At 70.4% G+C, this 17895-nt stretch carries 15 protein-coding genes; 5 read left to right on the plus strand and 10 right to left on the minus strand.

The features are described 5' to 3' along the window. Window positions 1-89: 89 nt before the first annotated feature. Window positions 90-1523, plus strand: a complete 1434-nt coding sequence (locus AC1MLT_RS20085; protein ID WP_481035995.1) for a diguanylate cyclase domain-containing protein — start codon at window positions 90-92, stop codon at window positions 1521-1523. Window positions 1524-1589: 66 nt separating this feature from the next. On the opposite strand, the gene AC1MLT_RS20090 is transcribed toward AC1MLT_RS20085, so the two are convergent. From AC1MLT_RS20090 to AC1MLT_RS20105, 4 genes are all read right to left on the minus strand, one after another. Continuing rightward, window positions 1590-2822: a type II toxin-antitoxin system HipA family toxin gene (locus AC1MLT_RS20090; RefSeq protein ID WP_481035996.1), complete on the minus strand. Its 1233-nt coding sequence runs from the start codon at window positions 2820-2822 to the stop codon at window positions 1590-1592. Then, window positions 2815-3174, minus strand: coding sequence for an XRE family transcriptional regulator (locus AC1MLT_RS20095; protein ID WP_481035998.1), 360 nt, complete (start codon window positions 3172-3174; stop codon window positions 2815-2817). Before AC1MLT_RS20095 ends, AC1MLT_RS20090 begins: the two co-directional genes overlap by 8 nt. An 81-nt stretch (window positions 3175-3255) precedes the next feature. Then, window positions 3256-3960, minus strand: coding sequence for a nucleoside 2-deoxyribosyltransferase (locus tag AC1MLT_RS20100; protein ID WP_481035999.1), 705 nt, complete (start codon window positions 3958-3960; stop codon window positions 3256-3258). Between the two features lie 75 nt (window positions 3961-4035). Next, the gene (locus tag AC1MLT_RS20105; protein ID WP_481036000.1) at window positions 4036-5157 is read right to left on the minus strand and encodes a zinc-binding metallopeptidase family protein; all 1122 of its coding nucleotides are present in this window, start codon (window positions 5155-5157) and stop codon (window positions 4036-4038) included. 209 nt (window positions 5158-5366) lie between these two features. Here AC1MLT_RS20105 and AC1MLT_RS20110 point away from each other — a divergent pair, with 209 nt between their 5' ends. Continuing rightward, the gene (locus AC1MLT_RS20110) at window positions 5367-5912 is read left to right on the plus strand and encodes an acyl-CoA thioesterase (RefSeq protein WP_481036002.1); all 546 of its coding nucleotides are present in this window, start codon (window positions 5367-5369) and stop codon (window positions 5910-5912) included. A 22-nt stretch (window positions 5913-5934) separates the two neighbouring features. On the opposite strand, the gene AC1MLT_RS20115 is transcribed toward AC1MLT_RS20110, so the two are convergent. The 5 genes from AC1MLT_RS20115 to nirB form a co-directional block, all read right to left on the minus strand. Continuing rightward, window positions 5935-6948, minus strand: coding sequence for a glycosyltransferase (locus AC1MLT_RS20115; RefSeq protein ID WP_481036003.1), 1014 nt, complete (start codon window positions 6946-6948; stop codon window positions 5935-5937). A gap of 140 nt (window positions 6949-7088) precedes the next feature. Next, window positions 7089-8831: a bifunctional protein-serine/threonine kinase/phosphatase gene (locus AC1MLT_RS20120; RefSeq protein WP_481036004.1), complete on the minus strand. Its 1743-nt coding sequence runs from the start codon at window positions 8829-8831 to the stop codon at window positions 7089-7091. A 2-nt stretch (window positions 8832-8833) separates the two neighbouring features. Beyond that, the gene (locus AC1MLT_RS20125; protein WP_481036005.1) at window positions 8834-9646 is read right to left on the minus strand and encodes a formate/nitrite transporter family protein; all 813 of its coding nucleotides are present in this window, start codon (window positions 9644-9646) and stop codon (window positions 8834-8836) included. Between the two features lie 47 nt (window positions 9647-9693). After that, entirely contained in the window at window positions 9694-10038 is a 345-nt protein-coding gene (gene nirD, locus AC1MLT_RS20130; protein ID WP_481036420.1) for a nitrite reductase small subunit NirD, read from the minus strand. A gap of 47 nt (window positions 10039-10085) precedes the next feature. After that, the gene (gene nirB / locus AC1MLT_RS20135) at window positions 10086-12620 is read right to left on the minus strand and encodes a nitrite reductase large subunit NirB (protein WP_481036006.1); all 2535 of its coding nucleotides are present in this window, start codon (window positions 12618-12620) and stop codon (window positions 10086-10088) included. 395 nt (window positions 12621-13015) lie between these two features. Here nirB and AC1MLT_RS20140 point away from each other — a divergent pair, with 395 nt between their 5' ends. Further along, entirely contained in the window at window positions 13016-14305 is a 1290-nt protein-coding gene (locus AC1MLT_RS20140) for a DUF2254 domain-containing protein (RefSeq protein ID WP_481036007.1), read from the plus strand. Here the strand turns inward: AC1MLT_RS20140 and AC1MLT_RS20145 are convergent. Further along, window positions 14292-16031: a tannase/feruloyl esterase family alpha/beta hydrolase gene (locus AC1MLT_RS20145; RefSeq protein ID WP_481036008.1), complete on the minus strand. Its 1740-nt coding sequence runs from the start codon at window positions 16029-16031 to the stop codon at window positions 14292-14294. The genes AC1MLT_RS20140 and AC1MLT_RS20145 overlap by 14 nt on opposite strands. Before the next feature lie 256 nt (window positions 16032-16287). Here AC1MLT_RS20145 and paoA point away from each other — a divergent pair, with 256 nt between their 5' ends. Both paoA and AC1MLT_RS20155 read left to right on the plus strand, forming a co-directional pair. Beyond that, window positions 16288-16947, plus strand: a complete 660-nt coding sequence (gene paoA, locus AC1MLT_RS20150) for an aldehyde dehydrogenase iron-sulfur subunit PaoA (RefSeq protein WP_481036009.1) — start codon at window positions 16288-16290, stop codon at window positions 16945-16947. After that, on the plus strand, window positions 16944-17894 hold the full coding sequence (locus AC1MLT_RS20155) for an FAD binding domain-containing protein (RefSeq protein WP_481036010.1): 951 nt from the start codon (window positions 16944-16946) through the stop codon (window positions 17892-17894). Before paoA ends, AC1MLT_RS20155 begins: the two co-directional genes overlap by 4 nt. Window position 17895 lies beyond the last annotated feature (1 nt).

The following is a 17895-nucleotide window of genomic DNA, read 5'->3' on the forward strand; positions in this document are numbered from 1 at the left end:
GATGCCGCCGGGACCGCGAGACTCGGGGGGATCGGCACGATGCGGCATGGCGCCGCTCGGCCGCATGCCCGCCGCCAGGAGCCCATGCCTTGACCCTTTCCGCCCGCGCCGCCGACACCCAGGATCCCGAAGAGCAGGATCGCCTGCGCGCGCTCGAGGCCCTGCAGATCCTGGACACGCCGCCCGAGGAGGTCTTCGACGACCTGGCCTGGCTGGCCGGACGGATGTGCGAGGCGCCGACCAGCCTGATCACGCTGGTGGCGGCCGAGCACCTGTGGTTCAAGGCGCGCTGCGGGATCGACGCCGATCTGATGGCGCGCGACGAGACCTTCTGCGCCCATGCGCTCAACCAGGATGACATCCTGGAGATTCCCGACACCCACCTCGACCCGCGCTTCACGCGTCACCCGCTGGTCGTCGGAGCGCCCCACGTGCGCTTCTATGCCGGCGCGCTGGTGCGCGGCGCCGGTGGCCACCGGCTGGGCACGCTGTGCGTCCTCGACATCCGGCCACGCGAACTCACCGAGCTCCAGCGCGAAGGCCTGCGGCGGCTGGCCCGACGGGCCAGCGAGGCGCTGGAGACGCGGCGGCAGCGGCTGCTGGCGCAGAGCCGCGAGTCGGCCATCGCCGAACTGCTCGACGTGCTGCCCGACGGCGTGGTGACCTGCGATGCGACGGGCGCGCTGCGCGAGTTCAACGCGACCTCGCGCGACTGGCACGGCGTCGACGCGCGCCGCTGTCCGCCGGAGGACTGGGCGCGCCATTTCGATCTCTACGACGAGCGCGGCGAGACCCTGCTGGAACCGGCGCAGATCCCGCTGGTGCGGGCCTGGAAGGGCGAGCGCGTGCGGGGCCAGACCATCGTCATCGGCCGGCCCGACCGGCCACCACGCAGCGTGAGCTGCAATGCCAATCCGCTGCTGGGGGTCGATGGCGCCATCCTGGGCGCGGTCTGCACCATGCACGACGTCACGGTCCAGATCCGGTTCGCCCAGCTGATGGAGCGCATGGCGCTGACCGACGAGCTGACCCGCCTGCCCAACCGCGCCGCCTGGTTCGCCGAGCTCGACCAGGCCGTGGCCTGGGGCCGGCGCAGCAACCACGTCGTCGCCGTGATGTTCATGGATCTCAACGGCTTCAAGCAGATCAACGACGTCTTCGGCCATGCGGCGGGCGACGAGGTGCTGCGCCAGTTCGGCCAGCGGCTGCGCGAGACCTGCCGCCATGGCGAATTCATCGCCCGCCTGTCGGGCGACGAGTTCGTGATCTGCGCCCATGGCCTGGGCGACGACAGTCCCGACCCGGCGCGGATCGCCGAGCGCATCCATCGGGCCATGGCTGCCGACATGGTGTGGGAGGGCCAGCGCATCCCCGTGCGCTGCAGCATCGGCTTCGCCATCGAGCGGGGTCCGGAGGTCGATGCGACCCGGCTGATGGAGAAGGCCGACCAGGCGATGTATGCCGCCAAGCGCGACAAGACGCCGGAGCTCACGGCCGCGCTGGCGACGATGCCCCTGGGGTGAATCGGACGTGCCCGATCCGGGCACCGCGCGGCATGGCCGCCGCGCGTGGCGACCGCCGCGCCCCGCTCAGGCCTGGCGCCGCTGCGCGCCCAGCCGGTCGTTGTCGAGGTACTGCGCCGCCGTGTCCAGGTCGGCCCTGGCCACGCCGCAGGCCGCGAAGTGGTCGCGCCAGCCGTCGACCGTGGCGGCGATCTCGCGCACGATCGCGCGCGCCGCCGGGGCCTTGAGTCCGAACGCGGTGGCCTGCGACAGGGCGTTGTCCAGGCTCGATACGGCACCGTCGCGGCCGACCGCCATGGCCTGGTAGCCGAGGCCGCTCAGGCCGGGCACGATGTCGAACGCGGGCGACAGGCCCCAGTGACCGTCGTCCCGGCGCAGCAGGACGTGGTTCTTCTCGTGGTCGTCGGTGTTGTCGATCAGGATGTTGAAGACCATGCGCCGGAACAGCTGCGCCTGCTGGCGCGCGATGTCGTCGGCGCGGCAGAGTCGGCGCAGTTGCTGGGCGAGCTGCGGATAGCCGAAGTCCTCGCCCACGGCGCGCAAGGCGACATGGGCCGAGATCGCATGCACGCGCCGCCCCGCGACCCGGTCGAAGCGCCGCACCGCCACGGCATGGCGGCCGCGCACCGGCAGGGCGCGCGTCGTCGCCACGTCGATGCCGCAATGCGCGGCCAGGGTCATGGCCGCGTGCTCGATCAGCGGCGTGTCCTCGTCCTCGCCCTCGCCGAACTTGACCAGCCAGGGCTCGCCATCGATTGCCACCAGCGACTTCGGCCGCGCGCCACCCAGCGACACGCCGGGCCGCAGCAGGCGCCGCTCCAGCTCGGGCACCGGCTCGTTGGCCATCACCTTGCGCACCACCTCCTGCATGGCCGGCAGGTCGCCGAGGACGGGCACCGGCGTGGCCGGCCAGGGATCGTAGGCATCGGGGCGCTGGCTCACGCCCAGCGCGCCATGGCGGTCCGGCCCGGCGAACAGCAGGAATTCGAGCAGCGACAGCCGGGGCGTGCGCTCGAACTTGCGGATCACGCGCTCGCCCCAGCGGTCGGGCCGGGCATCGTCGACGGCGCCGGCGGCTTCCTGCTTGCGCGGTGGCACGAACAGGGTGTCGACCAGGGGCAGGTCCTCGCTCAGCGCATGGCCGTGGCGCAGCCATGCGGGGTCGTAGCGCAGCGCCACGGCCTGGCCGTTCAGGGCCAGCGAGAGGCGTCCGACCAGCGCCGGCTGGGCCGGCGTCGTCAGCATCCAGAGCGACAACTCGTCGCGCGGCACATAGGGCGAGGGCGGATGCTCAACCATGGCCGTCGTCGTCGTCGCCGCCGGCGGGCTGGGTGCCACGCGCGCCCCGACGCGTCGCCGCGCGCACGTCGCCCTCCAGCGCCGCCACGTCGTGGCGCGGATCGGCCAGCATGCCCAGGGCATCGTGGCGCTGCACCAGCCAGAGCGCCGTGGCGTAGACCCCCATGGCCACGGAGGGATCGCCGCGCTCGAGCTTCATCAGCGTCGGGACCGAGACATCGAGCCGCAGCGCCCAGGCCCGCAGCGACTGCTTGCGCCGCTTGCGCGCGACCGCCAGGTCGGCGCCGAGGCGGACCAGCGCCACGCCGACCGCCGAAGGCAGTCGATCGAGGGCATCGGAACGGGAAGACATTCAAGCAAGATTGAACGAATTCGGGGTTTTGTGCAACCCTGATTGAACAGATTCCGTTCGATCGAGCGACGTGTCGCTGTCTCAGGTGATCGGATGCGTCCGATTCCCGGCCGCTTCCGGGCCGGCCGGGGCACCCGCCGCTGCCTCGTCCTCGGCCAGCACCCGGGTCTGCAGCCAATGGTCGAAGCTGCCGGCCCTGGTCGCCGTCGGCGCGGATGTCGCCGGCGCGATGGGCTGCGTGGCGAAGAACGAGGCCAGCAGGGCGATGCCGTCCCCGGCGCTGGCCACCAGGCGCGCCGAACAGCCGAGCATCAGGTTGAGCGGCATGCCGAAGTCCTCGACCGCCATGCCGCTGTCGCACTCCCGCAGCATGCCCAGCGCGTCGGGCGCGCAGCGACGGGTGGCCGAGACCCGCTCGGCATAGCTCAGCGTGGAGGCGCCATAGCCCACGATGGGCAGGCGCAGCGCGGCGGCGAAGCCGACCTCGAACGCGGTGCCCGAGTCGGGCTCGTGCCCGCGCCATTCCTGCAGGTCGGCCAGCACGCCATCGGCTTCGCGCAGCATCCGGGTATTGGCGGCATGGATGCGCCGGGCCAGCGGCTCGTCGGCGGCGCCGCCGCAGTCGTCGGTCGGCAGCAGGGCCCGCAGGCCATGGCGCTCGCAGAGCTCGGCCAGCCCGGCCAGGTGCTCGCGCGCGTCGGGACGGAAGACGGCGGGACCGGCGAGGTAGATCCGGGGCCGGGACGTCCGCAGCGATGGGGGCGGGGAGGTGGCGATGGTCGTCAAGGCAGGGATCCTCGTGGCGCGAACCGTGATGCGAAGTCCGCATGCTAACGGCCGTGCGGCCTCTGCGATCCGCCGTCAGCGCGATCGCTGCGCGATCACGATCTCGTGGATGAACTGCAGCTTGGCGACGGCGCGGAAGGGCAGCACGAAGGGATAGGCGTCGGGCTGGCCCATGCTGCGCGACAGCTCGTTCATGACCTGGGTCAGCTGCACCCAGGCATTGAGCATCTCCAGGAATTCCCCGGCGCCCGCGACGTCACGGCGCCAGAGGTAGTTGCCATCCAGCGGCTCGGATTCGGTGGTGGTCTCGTCGACCGCGATGCCGAAACTCGCGGCGGTATCGACCGTGTCGACGATGTGCAGGTAGTGCGACCAGGTCTCGGCCCAGTCCTCCCACGGATGGGCCGATGCGTAGCTGCTGAGGTAGGTGGCGGCCCAGGCCGGCGGCGGGCCGTCGCGGTAGTACTGCTGCAGCGCCTTGGCATAGTCCATCCGCTCGTCGCCGAACAGGGCGCGGAAGTGTTCCAGGCGCACGATGTCGAAGCGCACCAGCCGGTCCCAGTAGTAGTGGCCGATCTCGTGGCGGAAGTGTCCGAGCAGGGTCCGGTAGGGCTCGCCCATGGCGGCGCGGATCGCCTCGCGCTGGGCATCGTCGGCCTCGACCACGTTCAAGGTGATCACGCCGTCGAAGTGCCCCGTCATCACCGGCGGGCCGCCCGGCACCTGTTCGAGCATGTCGAAGGCGATGCCCGGATGCGTGGGTGTCTTCACCTCCACCGGCAGCCGCAGCGCCAGCAACTGGCTGAGCAGGCGCCGCTTGGCGGTCTCGAGTTCGCGCCACCGGTGGCGGTTGAGCGGCGTGTGGACGTCGAACATGCGCCGGTTGAGCCGGCAGGCCAGGCAGGGCGTCTCCAGGTGGCCGAGCTGGTCCTGCGGCTCGTGCGAGGCCACCAGCCAGTTGCAGGCCGAGGCGCTCTGGCGGTTGACGCAGAACCGGAACAGCGCGCCACCGGACTCGCCGACGATGCGCCAGAGGGCCGGCGCCGGGCCCGGTGTCAGGGCCACCATGGTCAGCCGCCCGGGCTCGTAGCCCAGCTGGCTGCCGCAATTGACGCATTGCGTGTTGCGCAGGAAGACCGGACGGCCGCATTGGCACTTGTAGACGCGTCGGACGACGGGGGACTTGAGGTGCGGCATGACGGATCCGGGGGAAGGGAGGATGGCGGCCGGCAGCGACCGGTCCGTTCGGATCTCCGTGTCGACAACGTTGCGGGGCACTATCGCCGCCGCCGACGGTGCCCGGTGCAGGACCGGCGCTCTTTCGGCGTCCGATGACGCGCCACCAGGGCCTCGATGAGCACCGGGTTTGCAACTAAACTTCCGCGACTTTTTCGATGGAAAGCGCCATGAACCTGCCCGCACATCAGCTGACGATGACCGTCCTCATGACGCCCGACATGGCCAACTTCGCCGGCAACGTGCACGGCGGCACGATCCTGAAGTTCCTCGACCAGGTCGCCTATGCCTGCGCCAGCCGCTATGCCGGGCGCTATGTCGTCACGCTGTCGGTCGACCAGGTGATGTTCCGCGAGCCGATCAACGTCGGCGAACTGGTGACCTTCAAGGCATCGATCAACCACACCGGCACCTCGTCGATGGAGGTGGGCATCAAGGTGCTGGCCGAGAACATCCGCACGCAGGAGACCCGCCACGCCAACAGCTGCTTCTTCACCATGGTGGCGGTGGACGACGACCGCAAGCCCACGCCGGTGCCGCCGCTGCGGCCGTTCTCGCCGGAGGAGCGCCGGCGGCACGCGGCGGCCGAGCTGAGGAAGCAGCTGCGCCAGGAATACCGCAGCCGCTTCGAGGCCGCGCGCAACGTGGTGCCGCCACGGCTGCCGGGCATGAAGGCGGTCGACGGCGCGGCGCCGGCGGACGGCGCGCGGTCCTGAGGCGGGCGCCGGATCGCGCGGATCAGGCGACCGTCAGCACGGCCTTCAGGTCCCGGGCCAGCGAGCGCCAGCGGATCGAGCTGTTCTGCGCGTTGCGGTAGTCGCCGCGCAGCAGCATCGAGAAGCACTCGATGACCGATCGCCAGGTCTCGCCGGCATAGAGCCGCTCGCGGCCCTGCAGCTGGCGGATCGCGTGGCCGTAGACCTCCAGCGCACGGGCGCGATCGAACAGCGGGAAGACCTTCTCGATGCCCGTCGGGATCTGCTGGACGATCTCGCGCATCTGGGTGGTGGCCGTCAGGTAGGTCCGGTTCTCGATCCGGAGGTCGGAGGTCGACTTGCCGCGGGCCGACGCCGCGCCGTTGCCGAACAGGTTGTTGGCATGCTGCCGGTAGCCGGCGAGCGGTTCGGCGATCTCGACGGTGTGGCCGAGCGTCTGCGCCAGGAAGAAGACCCAGCGGTCGTGGGCGATGAGATGGCGCGCGTCGATGTAGTCGATGAAGCGTTGGTCCGATCGCACGACCTCCAGGATGCGCCGGTCGAACAGCAGCGAGAAGCCCCAGAAGGTCTGCCAGACGTCGTAGGCCAGCTGGCGCTTCACGCCGGTGCGCCGGATGCCCTGGTCGAACAGGCCGACGTGCTCGCCGCTGGCGTCGATCAGATCGGCCTGGTGGGCGATCTGCGTGATGCCCGGGATCGACATGTAGGTCGCGCAGGTCTCCAGCTTGGCCGGATACCAGATGTCGTCCTGGTCGCAGAACGCGATCCAGTCGCCCCGGGTGAGCGGCGTCACCGACAGGAAGTTCTCCCGGTAGCCCTTGCCGGGATCGTTCAGGTTGACGATGACCGGAAATGGCGCGGTGCGCTCGAACTTGCGGATGATCTCCCGCGTGCGGTCGCCCGAGGCGTCGTCCGATATCACCAGCTCCAGCGGCCGCTTGGTCTGGCCGGCCAGGCTGGCGAGCTGCTTCTCCAGGAAGGCCTCGCCGTTGTGCGTGGCGAGCACGATGGATATCGTGGGATCAAACGTGGCCATGGGCGTTCTCGGTCGGGGTACAGGTCGACTTGATGATCCGACAGCTTCGCCCCCGCCCCCCTGAGAGGCATCCTAATTCTGGAGATTCCTGTTTCTTTATGTCTGCGTGTGACGTTCCGGCGGCGCCGTCCCGGGCGGTCTCAGTGACCGGCCAGCCGCAGTCCCACCAGCGCGATCACCAGCAGGCCCAGCAGCACGGTGGCGCATTGCCAGAACCTCACCGGATCGCGCTCGATCAGCGGCGGCGGTCGCGATTCCAGGAACTCGCGCCCCGGTGCGCGCAGGTCGTGGACGAACTCGGAGACGACCGCCTGGCGCCGGCGCGGCTGTGGCTGCAGGGCCTTGTGCAGGACGGCGTCCAGCCAGGCGGGCAGGTCCGGGCGGAAGTGGCGCAGCGGCACGTAGCGCAGGCGGGTCGCGTCGGCCGATGTGCGCACGCGCGTGGCGTGGAGTCCGTAGGGCAGCTGGCCGGCCAGCATCTGGTAGGTGATGACGGCCAGCGAGAACAGGTCGGACCGCTCGCTCGCGCCATCGCCGACGAAGTATTCCGGCGCCGTGTACTGCAGGGTGCCCACGAGCCGGGGTGGGCCGTCCTCGCGCGCGCCGTCGGCCAGCCCGGCGACATGGGCGGAGGCCAGGTCGATGATGCGCACGGTGCCGGCGCGGTCGATCATCACGTTCTCCGGTCGCAGGTCCTGGTGCAGCATCTCCTTGCCGTGCAGCGCCTGGAGGCCGCGCGCGAGCTGCTCGACGATGGCGCGGACCGGGTCGAGCGCCGGCCGTGGATGATCGACCATCCACTGCGCCAGCGTCTGCCCGTCGACATATTCCATCGCCACGAACAGATGGCCGCGCGCGCGATCGACGGTCGCGGCCTTGAGCACGTGCGGGCTGTCGACGCGCCGCGCCACCCATTCCTCCAGCACGAAGCGGTCGAGATGGTCGGCGTCCTCGCGCAGGTCGACCGAGGGCAGCTTCAGCACCACCTGCCGGCCGCTGGCGTCGTCGATCGCCAGATGCACGTGACTGCGCGAACTCGCGTGCAGCTCGCGCACCAGCGTGAAGCCCTCGAAGCGGGCGCGCGGCCCCAGCGGCGGCGGCAGGGCCAGGCCTTCGCGCGGCAGCGGCAGGCGCTCCAGCTCGGCGGCATCGGGCAGGGCATCGATGCGCACGATCTGCACGGTGGCGTCGTCGTCGCCGCCGAGCGACCGCGCGCGCTCCACCAGCCAGCGCGCGGCGGCGTCGAGGTCGTCGCCATGGCGCATCAACGCCTCGTGCGCGGTCGGCGCGTCCAGGTGCGCCCAGGCGCCATCGGTGGCCAGCAGATAGACATCGCCGGCCTCGGTGTCCCAGCGGCGGTAGTCGATCTCCACGTGCGAGCCGGCGCCCAGTGCGCGCGCCAGGTACGACTCCAGCGACGAGACATGGACCCGGTGGTCTTCGCTCAATTGCTCCAGCGCGTGGGCGTGCAGGCGGTAGACGCGCGCGTCGCCCACGTGCAGCAGGTGGGCGTCGCGGTGGCGCAGGATCAGCGCGCTGAAGGTGCAGACGTGGCCGCTGTCCTTGTCGAAGCGGGCATCGCTGCGCATCGTCTGCGCGTGCAGCCACGAATTGGTGGCGTCGAGCACGCGCTGCGCCGAGCGACGCACGGACCAGGCATCCGAGGTGGCGTAGTAGTCGTCGAGGAAGCCGCGCACCGCCGCGGCGCTGGCGATCTGGCTGACGCGGCTGGAGCCGATGCCGTCGGCGATCGCCAGGGCGATGCCCTTGGACTCGCGCAGCGCCCCCTCGGGGAGCATGGCGCCATGGAAGTCCTGGTTGACCGCCTTGCCGGGGCCGGCCAGCGAGTGCTGGCCCAGGCTCACGCGCAGGGGCGTCCGCATGGTCAGCGCACGGCGCGCTTCGGACCGGTCTTGTAGTGGGTCGAGTACAGCGTCAGGCCGACGAAGGTCAGGCCGCCCACCAGGTTGCCCAGCACGGTCGGGATCTCGTTCCAGATCAGGTAGTCCATCAGCGTGAACTTGCCACCCAGCATCAGGCCGGTGGGGAACAGGAACATGTTGACGATGGAGTGTTCGAAGCCCATGTAGAAGAACACCATGATCGGCATCCACATGCCGATCGCCTTGCCCGAGACGGTGGTCGACATCATGGCCGCGACGACGCCGGTGGAGACCATCCAGTTGCACATCACGCCCCGGATGAACAGGGTCAGCATGCCGGCCGAGCCATGCGCGGAATAGCCCAGCGTGCGGCCTTCGCCGATGTGGCCGAGCCGCTGGCCGATGGCGTTGGGCGCCTCGCTGAAGCCGAAGGTGAAGATGATCGCCATGAAGACCGCGACCACCAGCGCGCCGGCGAAGTTGCCGCAGAACACCAGTCCCCAGTTGCGCATCACGCCGGCCCAGGTGGCGCCCGGGCGGCGGTCGAGTACCGCCAGCGGCGCCAGCGTGAAGACGCCGGTGAGCAGGTCGAACCCCAGCAGGTACAGCATGATGAAGCCGACCGGGAACAGCATCGCGCCGATCAGCGCGTTGCCGGTGTTGACGGTCACGGTCACCGCGAAGGCGGCGGCCAGCGCCAGGATGGCACCGGCCATGAAGGAGCGGATCAGCGTGTCGCGGGTCGACATCAGCAGCTTGGATTCACCGGCGTCGACCATCTTGGTCACGAATTCGGCGGGGGCGAGATAGGCCATGGGGTTCCTTGTGAATGACTGAAAACGGGTGGGACGCGGACCGGGGCTCAGGCGAGCGCGACCAGCACGCGGTCCTCGTGGACGCGCACGCGGTGGGCGCGCACGGAGTGCTCGGGCGCCTCCAGGCATTCGCCGCTGTGCAGGTCGAAGTGGTTCTTGTAGAGCGGCGAGGCGACGACTACGCGATCGCCGAGGCTGCCCACCAGGCCGCGCGAGAGCACGCTGGCGCGCGACTTGGGATCGACGTTGTCGATCGCCAGGAACTGCTGCCGCGCCGCGACATGGAAGATCGCGACATGCACGCCGTCCACCAGGGCGCAGACGCCGGTGTCGGGCAGGATGTCGCCGGTCGCGCAGACGGCGGTCCAGCGCGGATCGGTCTCGGTGCTCATGGGGATGTCGGAGGTCGGGGCGGTCATGGGGCGGTTCACGGGGTCGGTCATGCGGCGACGGCGTCGATGGTCGTGGCGGTGGCGCGTTCGTCGGCGTTGGCCGGCCGGATCTGGCCGCGCTCGTTGACGAAGACGATGTGCTCGTCGGGCTTGTCGCTGTTGACGAACGAGCGGAAGCGCTGGCGCACGGCCGGGTCGTTGATGGCGGTGGTCCATTCGCACTGGTAGGTGTCCACCACATGCTGCATCTGCGCCTCCAGCTCGGCGGCCAGGCCCAGCGTGTCGGCCACCACCACGCCCTTGAGGTAGTCGAGGCCGCCCTCGAGGTTGTCGCGCCAGGTGCTGGTGCGCTGCAGGCGGTCGGCCGTGCGCACGTAGAACATCAGGAAGCGGTCGACCAGGCGGATCAGCTCGGTCTTGGTCAGGTCGGTGGCGAGCAGCTCGGCATGGCGCGGCTTCATGCCGCCGTTGCCGCAGACATACAGGTTCCAGCCCTTCTCGGTGGCGATGATGCCGACGTCCTTGCCCTGCGCCTCGGCGCATTCGCGGGTGCAGCCGGAGACGCCGAACTTGATCTTGTGCGGCGCGCGCAGGCCCTTGTAGCGGTTCTCCAGCTCGACCGCCAGGCCGACGCTGTCGTCCACGCCATAGCGGCACCAGGTCGAGCCGACGCAGCTCTTCACGGTGCGCAGCGACTTGCCATAGGCGTGGCCGGACTCGAAGCCGGCGGCGATGAGTTCCTCCCAGATCAGCGGCAGCTGCTCGACGCGGGCGCCGAACATGTCGACGCGCTGGCCACCGGTGATCTTGGTGTAGAGCCCGTACTTCTTGGCGATCTGGCCGACGGCGATCAGGCCGTCGGGCGTCACCTCGCCGCCGGTCATGCGCGGCACGACCGAGTAGGTGCCGTCCTTCTGGATGTTGCCGAGGAAGTAGTCGTTGCTGTCCTGCAGGCTGGCCAGGTCCTTGCGCAGCACGAAGTCGTTCCAGCACGAGGCCATGATGCTGGCGGCGGTGGGCTTGCAGATGTCGCAGCCCAGGCCGTGGCCGTGGCGCGCCAGCAGGTCGGCGAAGGTGCGGATCTCGCCCACGCGCACCAGGTGGTAGAGCTCCTGGCGCGAGTAGGGGAAGTGCTCGCACAGGTGGTTGTTCACCGCCATGCCGCGCTTGGCCATCTCGACCTTCATCACCTGGGTGACCAGCGCGACGCAGCCGCCGCAGGTGGCGCCGGCCTTGGTGCAGGACTTCATCTCGCCGATGGTGCAGGCGCCGGCGCCCACGGCGTCGTTGATCTGGCCCTTGGTGACGTTGTTGCACGAGCAGATCTGGGCCGAATCGGGCAATGCCTCGACGCCGATGCCGACCTTGGAATGGCCGTCGGTCGAGGGCAGGATCAGGAACTCCGGCTCGGCCGGCAATGCGATGCCGTTGAGCGCGATCTGCAGCAGGGTGCCGTATTCGGCGGCGTCGCCCACCAGCACCGCGCCCAGGAGCTGCTGGCCGTCCTCGCTGACGACGATCTTCTTGTAGATGCGCTTGTGCTCGTTGACGTACTGGTAGGCGCGCGACTTCGGCGTGCGGCCGTGGGCGTCGCCGATGCTGGCGACGTCGACCCCCATCAGCTTGAGCTTGGTGCTCATGTCGGCGCCGGCGAAGGCGGCGTCGGCCTGGCCGGCGATGTGGCGGGCGGCGACGCGGGCCATCTCGTAGCCCGGCGCCACCAGGCCGAAGGTCTGGTCGTTCCAGGCCGCGCATTCGCCGATGGCGTAGATGTCGCGGTCGCTGGTGCGGCAGTGGGTGTCCACCGCCACGCCGCCGCGCGCGCCCACGGCCAGCACGCTCTGGCGCGCCAGTTCGTCGCGCGGACGGATGCCGGCGGAGAACACGATCATGTCGGTCTCCAGCCAGGTGCCGTCGGAGAACACCATGCGGTGGCGCGCCGTGGCGCCATCGACGATCTCGACCGTGTTGCGGCCGGTGTGCACGTGCAGGCCCAGCGCCTCGATGCTGCCGCGCAGGGCGGCGCCGCCGCCGTCGTCGACCTGCACCGCCATCAGGCGCGGCGCGAACTCCACCACGTGGGTGTCCAGCCCCATGTCGCGCAGCGCCTTGGCGCATTCGAGCCCGAGCAGGCCGCCGCCGACCACCACGCCGCTCTTCGAGCGCGCGCCGCATTCCTTCATGGCCACCAGGTCCTCGATGGTGCGGTAGACGAAGCAGTTCGGCCGGTCGCGGCCCGGCACCGGCGGCACGAACGGCACCGAGCCGGTGGCCAGCACCAGCTTGTCGTACGGCAGCACCTCGCCATCGGCCGTGGTCACGGTGTTGTCGCGCCGCTCGATGGCGACCGCGCGCGCGGCCAGCCGCAGCGAGAAGCCGCTGCGGTCGAAGAAGCCGTCCTCGACCATCGTCAGGTCCTCGGCGGTCTTGCCGGCGAAGAATTCGGAGAGGTGCACGCGGTCGTAGGCCGCGCGCGGCTCCTCGCACAGGATGGTGACCTGGACATCGGGCACGCCGAGGTCGTGGAGCTGTTCGAGGAACTTGTGGCCGACCATGCCGTGGCCGATGACTGCGATTTTCATGTGGGGTCCTGCGTGCGATCGATTCCGGGGCGGCAGCGAGGGCGGCGTGGCGTGCCGTGGGGCAGCGCGCATGCAGGGAACTCCCGCCAGGGAAGGGATGCGAATCGGGTTGGAACGGACGAACCCTCGGCGCATGGCGTCGGGTCCGCTTCAATCAATCCCGCCTTCGTTAGCGGAAGCACCGGGGTCGGAGGCAGCGATGCCCCGGCCCTGGCGTGTTCTCATGAGCAAGTTGCGTGCCATGCGCCCAGGGGTTCGCGTGACGCGAAACGGGCCGGCCGCGCTGCGCGATGCCCCGCGATCGGTCGTCGGACGGCCCGCCGGCGGGCCATTCGGGCGCATGGGGTCCGCTTTGGTGCGTCGCGGGGTGCGCGCGCTCGCCTATGCTCCGGCGCATGTCCGAAAAACTGATCTATCTGCTCCAGCGCACGATGCGCAAGACCTGGTGGCGCTGCGCCCTGTTCTCGTTGTTCGCGGTGCTGGCCGTGGCGCTCTCGACCGTGCTGGGGCCCTGGATCCCGGCGCACGTCGCGCTCCAGCTGGGGTCGGATTCGATCGACAGCCTGCTCAACATCCTGGCCTCCAGCATGCTGACCGTGGCCATCTTCTCGGCCAGCACCATGGTGGCGTCCTTCGGCGCCGTGGCCAACAGCGCCACCCCGCGCGCCTCGCAGCTGCTGATCGAGGACAGCACGGTGCAGACCACGCTGGCGGTGTTCATCGGCGCCTTCCTCTACAGCGTGATCGCGCTGATCGGCCTGCATGCCCATGTCTATGGCGATGGCGGCCGGCTGGTGCTGTTCGGCTTCACCATCGTCATGCTGGGCGTGGTCGTGGTCGTGCTGCTGCGCTGGATCGACTACCTGTCGGTGCTCGGCCGGCTGGGCGAGACGATCCGGCGCGTCGAGGCGGCCACGCGCGCGGCCATGGACCAGCGCCTGGAGAAGCCCTTCCTGGGCGGGCAGCCGCAGCAGGAGGGCGTGCGCGGCGGCCATGGCGTCGACGCGACCACGACCGGCTTCGTGCAGCACGTGTCGATGGACCTGCTGCAGAAGTGCGCCGAGCGGCTCGACGCGCAATTCCATCTGCATGCCCTGCCCGGCGCCTTCGTCGATCCGTCGACGGCCCTGGTGAGCAGCGACCGCGAGCTCGACGACACCGCCCGGGCCGAGATCCGCGATGCCGTGCTGGTCGGCGCCGGACGCAGCTTCGACCACGATCCGCGCTTCGGCCTGGTGGTGCTCGGCGAGATCGCGGCGCGCGCGCTGTCGGGGGCGGTCAACGATCCGGGCACGGTGACGGACGTGATGACCGCGATGGTCAAGGCGCTCGGCCACTGGTCCACCCGCAAGGCCGCGCGCGATGCCGACGGCCGGCCGGAGGTGAGCTTCGACCGCATCAGCGCCCCGGCACTGGCCGAGGCCGAGATGGTCGACGACGCCTTCATGCCGATCGCCCGCTACGGCGCCACGGCGGTCGATGTCGGCATCGCGCTGCAGCGCGCGCTGGCCTCCGTGCAGCGCCTGCCCGGCGCCCTGCCGCCGACCGCGGCGGCGCTGTCGCGCTATGCACTGGAGCGTGCGCGGCATGCCGGCCTGGCGCCGGTCGACCTCGCATTGCTGGAACGCATGGTGGCGCCGGCCGACCCGGCCGACCCGGCCGACCCCGCGCTCACTGGCAGCTGAAACTCGCCGCGCTCTCGGTGTCGCCGGTGCCCTGGTAGCGGGCCACCTGCGGATAGGGGCACAGTGGCCGCGTGCGGGTGGCCGACCAGTTCGCGGGCAGTTCGGTGTTGACGCCGCCGGCATTGCCCGGCCCGCGCGCCGAGGCGATCACCCGGTCGGGCGCCCGGCCCTGCTCGACCCAGGCGACCAGTGCGCTCACCATGTCGAACTGGTCGGTGGCGGGGCCGGCGCCGCAGTGGTTCATGCCGGGCACCAGGTAGAGCCGGGCGAAGTCGCTGGCGACGCCTCCGTAGGCACCGCGCAGCCGGTCGTACCAGGCGGCGGTGTCGTCGGGCGAGAAGACGCCGTCGCTCATGCCGTGATAGACCATCATCTTCGCGCCCCGGTCGCGCAGCGCCGACAGGTTGCCCGCCTCGGGCGGCGTCATGAACGACAGCGACGATTCGGTGTAGAGCGCGCTGGTGGCGGCGATCTTCGGGGCGTCGGTGTCCATGCTGAAGTTCAACGCGAAGGCCCGGGTGTCGGCCAGGATCGAGACCGGCGCCGGCGGCACCTGGAAGATGAAGCCCACGGCCACCGGGTCGCGCGCCGCGCCGATCGAGGAGCTGAACTTCCAGCCTGCCCAGTTGGTGCTGGTGATGCCCGCGTCCCACGGGAACGACGCGTAGATCGCCTCGCCCCGGCTGTTGCGGGCGCCGGTGAAGATGTGGTTCAACGCCGTCTTCTGCGCGCCGCTCAGGCAGGCGCCCGATCGAGCGCCGGTGCAGGTCGGCACGTCGCGCTCGAGCGAAAAGGCGGCCTTGCAGGCCTGCACGTCCTGCACCAGGCCGTCGGTGGCGCCGTCGAGGGCGTCGCAGCGGTCGAGCACCCGGGCGGCGACCAGCGCGCGCTCGGCCACGGTGAAGGAGGTCGACAGGTCGGTCGCGCTGGTCGCGACGGCATTGAACTGCTGGGCGCCGTAGAGCTGCGCGACGGCGGCCTTGGGCAGGTTGAAGCCCGGATTGCCCGCCAGGATGCCGTCGTACTGGTCAGCGTAGCGCGCCGCGCCCACCATCGCGTGACGTCCGCCGTTGGAGCAGCCGACCAGGTAGGAGCGGTCCGGTGCCTTGCCGTAGGCGGTGGCGATCAGCGCCTTGGCCATCGGCGTGAGCTTGCCGACGGCCTGGTAGCCGTAGTCGAGCCGCGCCTGCGGATCGAGGCCGAAGAGGGGGTTCTGCGCCGCGCCGTGGCCGGCGTCCGAGGTGATGACCGCGAAGCCCTGGGCCAGGCCGTTGGACAGCGGCCCGCCGCCGCCGAGGCCGCCCGTGGCGGTGCCGACGACGCCGTCGGTGCCACCGTTGACCTGGTGGAAGAAGCGCCCGTTCCAGTCGCGCGGCAGGCGCATCTCGAAACCGATGGCATAGGTCTGGCCGTCGACCGGACTGATGCGGCTGAACATGCGGCCGGTGACCTGGCAGTGCTCTCCGACGCCTTGTCCGGCGACGGTCAGGGTGCCGGCCGGCACCAGCGTAGCGGCGCTGAAGGTGGTATTGGCGAACGCAGCGCGGGTCGCGAGGTCGGTGCACGAGCGCAGCGTGGCCGGCGTGGCGGCGGCGAGCCGGGGTGGGGCCGGGAACGGCGGCGCGTCGCCGTCGGAGCCGCCGCCGCAGGCGGACAGCAGCAGGCCGGACGCGGCGAGGGCCAGTAGCCGGGTCGGGGGCCGGCGGTCGGGGAAGGATCGGGACATGGGTGGAGGTCTCCTGTTCACGTGTTCCGACGATAGGAGCGGGCCACGCGTTTGAACATCGCGCTTGCCCGTAGAGACATCTCGCGCCGGGGGGAATTCAGCGCATCAATTCCTACGAGCAAACACGCCGGATCCCACGAGGCGTGCCGGACCCCCCTTCCCATACTGGAGCGACGGATCGCCGACCCGTGCCCAGGCCCCCGGCGCCGGGCATGCGCGGATCGCGACCACCGACCCACGAACAAGGAAGAATTCCATGGACCTCAATCGACAACTGCCGATGACCCGGCGCGGCGTACTGGCCGCCGCCGGCGCCACGGCCTCGACCGCGATCTGCGCGACCCCGGCCGCGGCCCAGAATGCCGCCAACGTGGCGCCCATGAAGACCGGCCCCGCCGACACCACCCTGTCCCGGGTGTCCATCACGGTCAATGGCAAGGTCCAGCAGATGGAGCTCGACACGCGCACCACGCTGCTCGACGCCCTTCGCGAGCACCTGCACCTGACCGGCACCAAGAAGGGTTGCGACCACGGCCAGTGCGGCGCCTGCACCGTGATGGCCGATGGCCAGCGCATCAACTCCTGCCTGACCCTGGCGGTCATGCACGATGGCGGCTCGGTCACCACCATCGAAGGCCTGGGCACGCCCCAGCAGCTGCACCCGCTGCAGGCGGCGTTCGTCAAGCACGACGGCTACCAGTGCGGCTACTGCACGCCCGGGCAGATCTGCTCGGCCGTCGGCACGCTGCAGGAGATGCAGCAAGGCATCCCCAGCCACGTCACCGGCGACCTCACGGCCAAGCCGCTGATGTCGGTCGCCGAGCTGCGCGAGCGCATGAGCGGCAACATCTGCCGCTGCGGCGCCTACAGCAACATCGTCGACGCGGTCTCGGAAGTGGGAGGGATCAAGGCATGAAGAGCTTCACCTACGAACGCGCCAGTTCGCCCACGGACGCCCTGGCCAAGGCCCGGACGTCGCCCGAGACCCGTTTCATCGCCGGCGGCACCAACCTGCTGGACCTGATGAAGCTGGAGATCGAGACGCCGGCGCATCTGGTCGACCTGAACCGCATGGGCCTGAAGACGATCGAGGCCACGGCCGAAGGCGGCCTGCGCATCGGCGCGATGGTCAGCAACACCCAGCTGGCGGCCGACGAACGCGTGCGGCGCGACTACGGCGTGCTCTCGCGGGCCCTGCTCGCGGGCGCCTCCGGTCAGCTGCGCAACAAGGCCAGCACCGCCGGCAACCTGCTGCAACGCACGCGCTGCCCCTACTTCTACGACACCAACCAGGCCTGCAACAAGCGCCAGCCGGGCAGTGGCTGCGCGGCCATCGGCGGCTTCAGCAAGCAGCTGGCGGTGGTGGGCACCAGCGAGGCCTGCATCGCCACGCACCCGAGCGACATGGCCGTGGCCATGCGGGTGCTGGATGCCCAGGTCGAGACCCTGCGCCCGGATGGCTCGGCCCGCGTCATCCCGATCGCCGATTTCCACCGGCTGCCGGGCAACACCCCGCACATCGAGACCGAGCTCATGCGCGGCGAACTCATCACGGCCGTCACCCTGCCGGCGCCGGTGGGTGGCACGCACATCTATCGCAAGGTGCGCGATCGCGCTTCCTATGCCTTCGCGCTGGTCTCGGTCGCGGCGATCGTGCAGCCCGATGGTCGCGGTCGCGTCGCCATCGGTGGCGTGGCGCACAAGCCCTGGCGCATGGCCAGCGCCGACGCCTTGCTGCCGCGCGGCTCGAAGGCGGTCGCCGATGCGCTGTTCGCCGACGCCAAGCCGACCGAACACAACGCCTACAAGCTGCCGCTGGTCGAGCGCACGCTCGCTGCCACCCTGGCCCAAGCGAGAAAGTAAC

It is taken from the genome of Variovorax sp. PEI5 (assembly GCF_056679935.1).

What these genes read in the sequence shown, in the direction of transcription:
- AC1MLT_RS20090 (WP_481035996.1), bottom strand. Translation starts at nt 2,822, where the DNA reads ATGGTTGAGCATCCGCCCTCGCCCTATGTGCCGCGCGACGAGTTGTCG.
- AC1MLT_RS20095 (WP_481035998.1), bottom strand. Translation starts at nt 3,174, where the DNA reads ATGTCTTCCCGTTCCGATGCCCTCGATCGACTGCCTTCGGCGGTCGGC.
- AC1MLT_RS20105 (WP_481036000.1), bottom strand. Translation starts at nt 5,157, where the DNA reads ATGCCGCACCTCAAGTCCCCCGTCGTCCGACGCGTCTACAAGTGCCAA.
- AC1MLT_RS20110 (WP_481036002.1), top strand. Translation starts at nt 5,367, where the DNA reads ATGAACCTGCCCGCACATCAGCTGACGATGACCGTCCTCATGACGCCC.
- AC1MLT_RS20115 (WP_481036003.1), bottom strand. Translation starts at nt 6,948, where the DNA reads ATGGCCACGTTTGATCCCACGATATCCATCGTGCTCGCCACGCACAAC.
- AC1MLT_RS20120 (WP_481036004.1), bottom strand. Translation starts at nt 8,831, where the DNA reads ATGCGGACGCCCCTGCGCGTGAGCCTGGGCCAGCACTCGCTGGCCGGC.
- AC1MLT_RS20125 (WP_481036005.1), bottom strand. Translation starts at nt 9,646, where the DNA reads ATGGCCTATCTCGCCCCCGCCGAATTCGTGACCAAGATGGTCGACGCC.
- nirD (WP_481036420.1), bottom strand. Translation starts at nt 10,038, where the DNA reads ATGAGCACCGAGACCGATCCGCGCTGGACCGCCGTCTGCGCGACCGGC.
- nirB (WP_481036006.1), bottom strand. Translation starts at nt 12,620, where the DNA reads ATGAAAATCGCAGTCATCGGCCACGGCATGGTCGGCCACAAGTTCCTC.
- AC1MLT_RS20140 (WP_481036007.1), top strand. Translation starts at nt 13,016, where the DNA reads ATGTCCGAAAAACTGATCTATCTGCTCCAGCGCACGATGCGCAAGACC.
- AC1MLT_RS20145 (WP_481036008.1), bottom strand. Translation starts at nt 16,031, where the DNA reads ATGTCCCGATCCTTCCCCGACCGCCGGCCCCCGACCCGGCTACTGGCC.
- paoA (WP_481036009.1), top strand. Translation starts at nt 16,288, where the DNA reads ATGGACCTCAATCGACAACTGCCGATGACCCGGCGCGGCGTACTGGCC.
- AC1MLT_RS20155 (WP_481036010.1), top strand. Translation starts at nt 16,944, where the DNA reads ATGAAGAGCTTCACCTACGAACGCGCCAGTTCGCCCACGGACGCCCTG.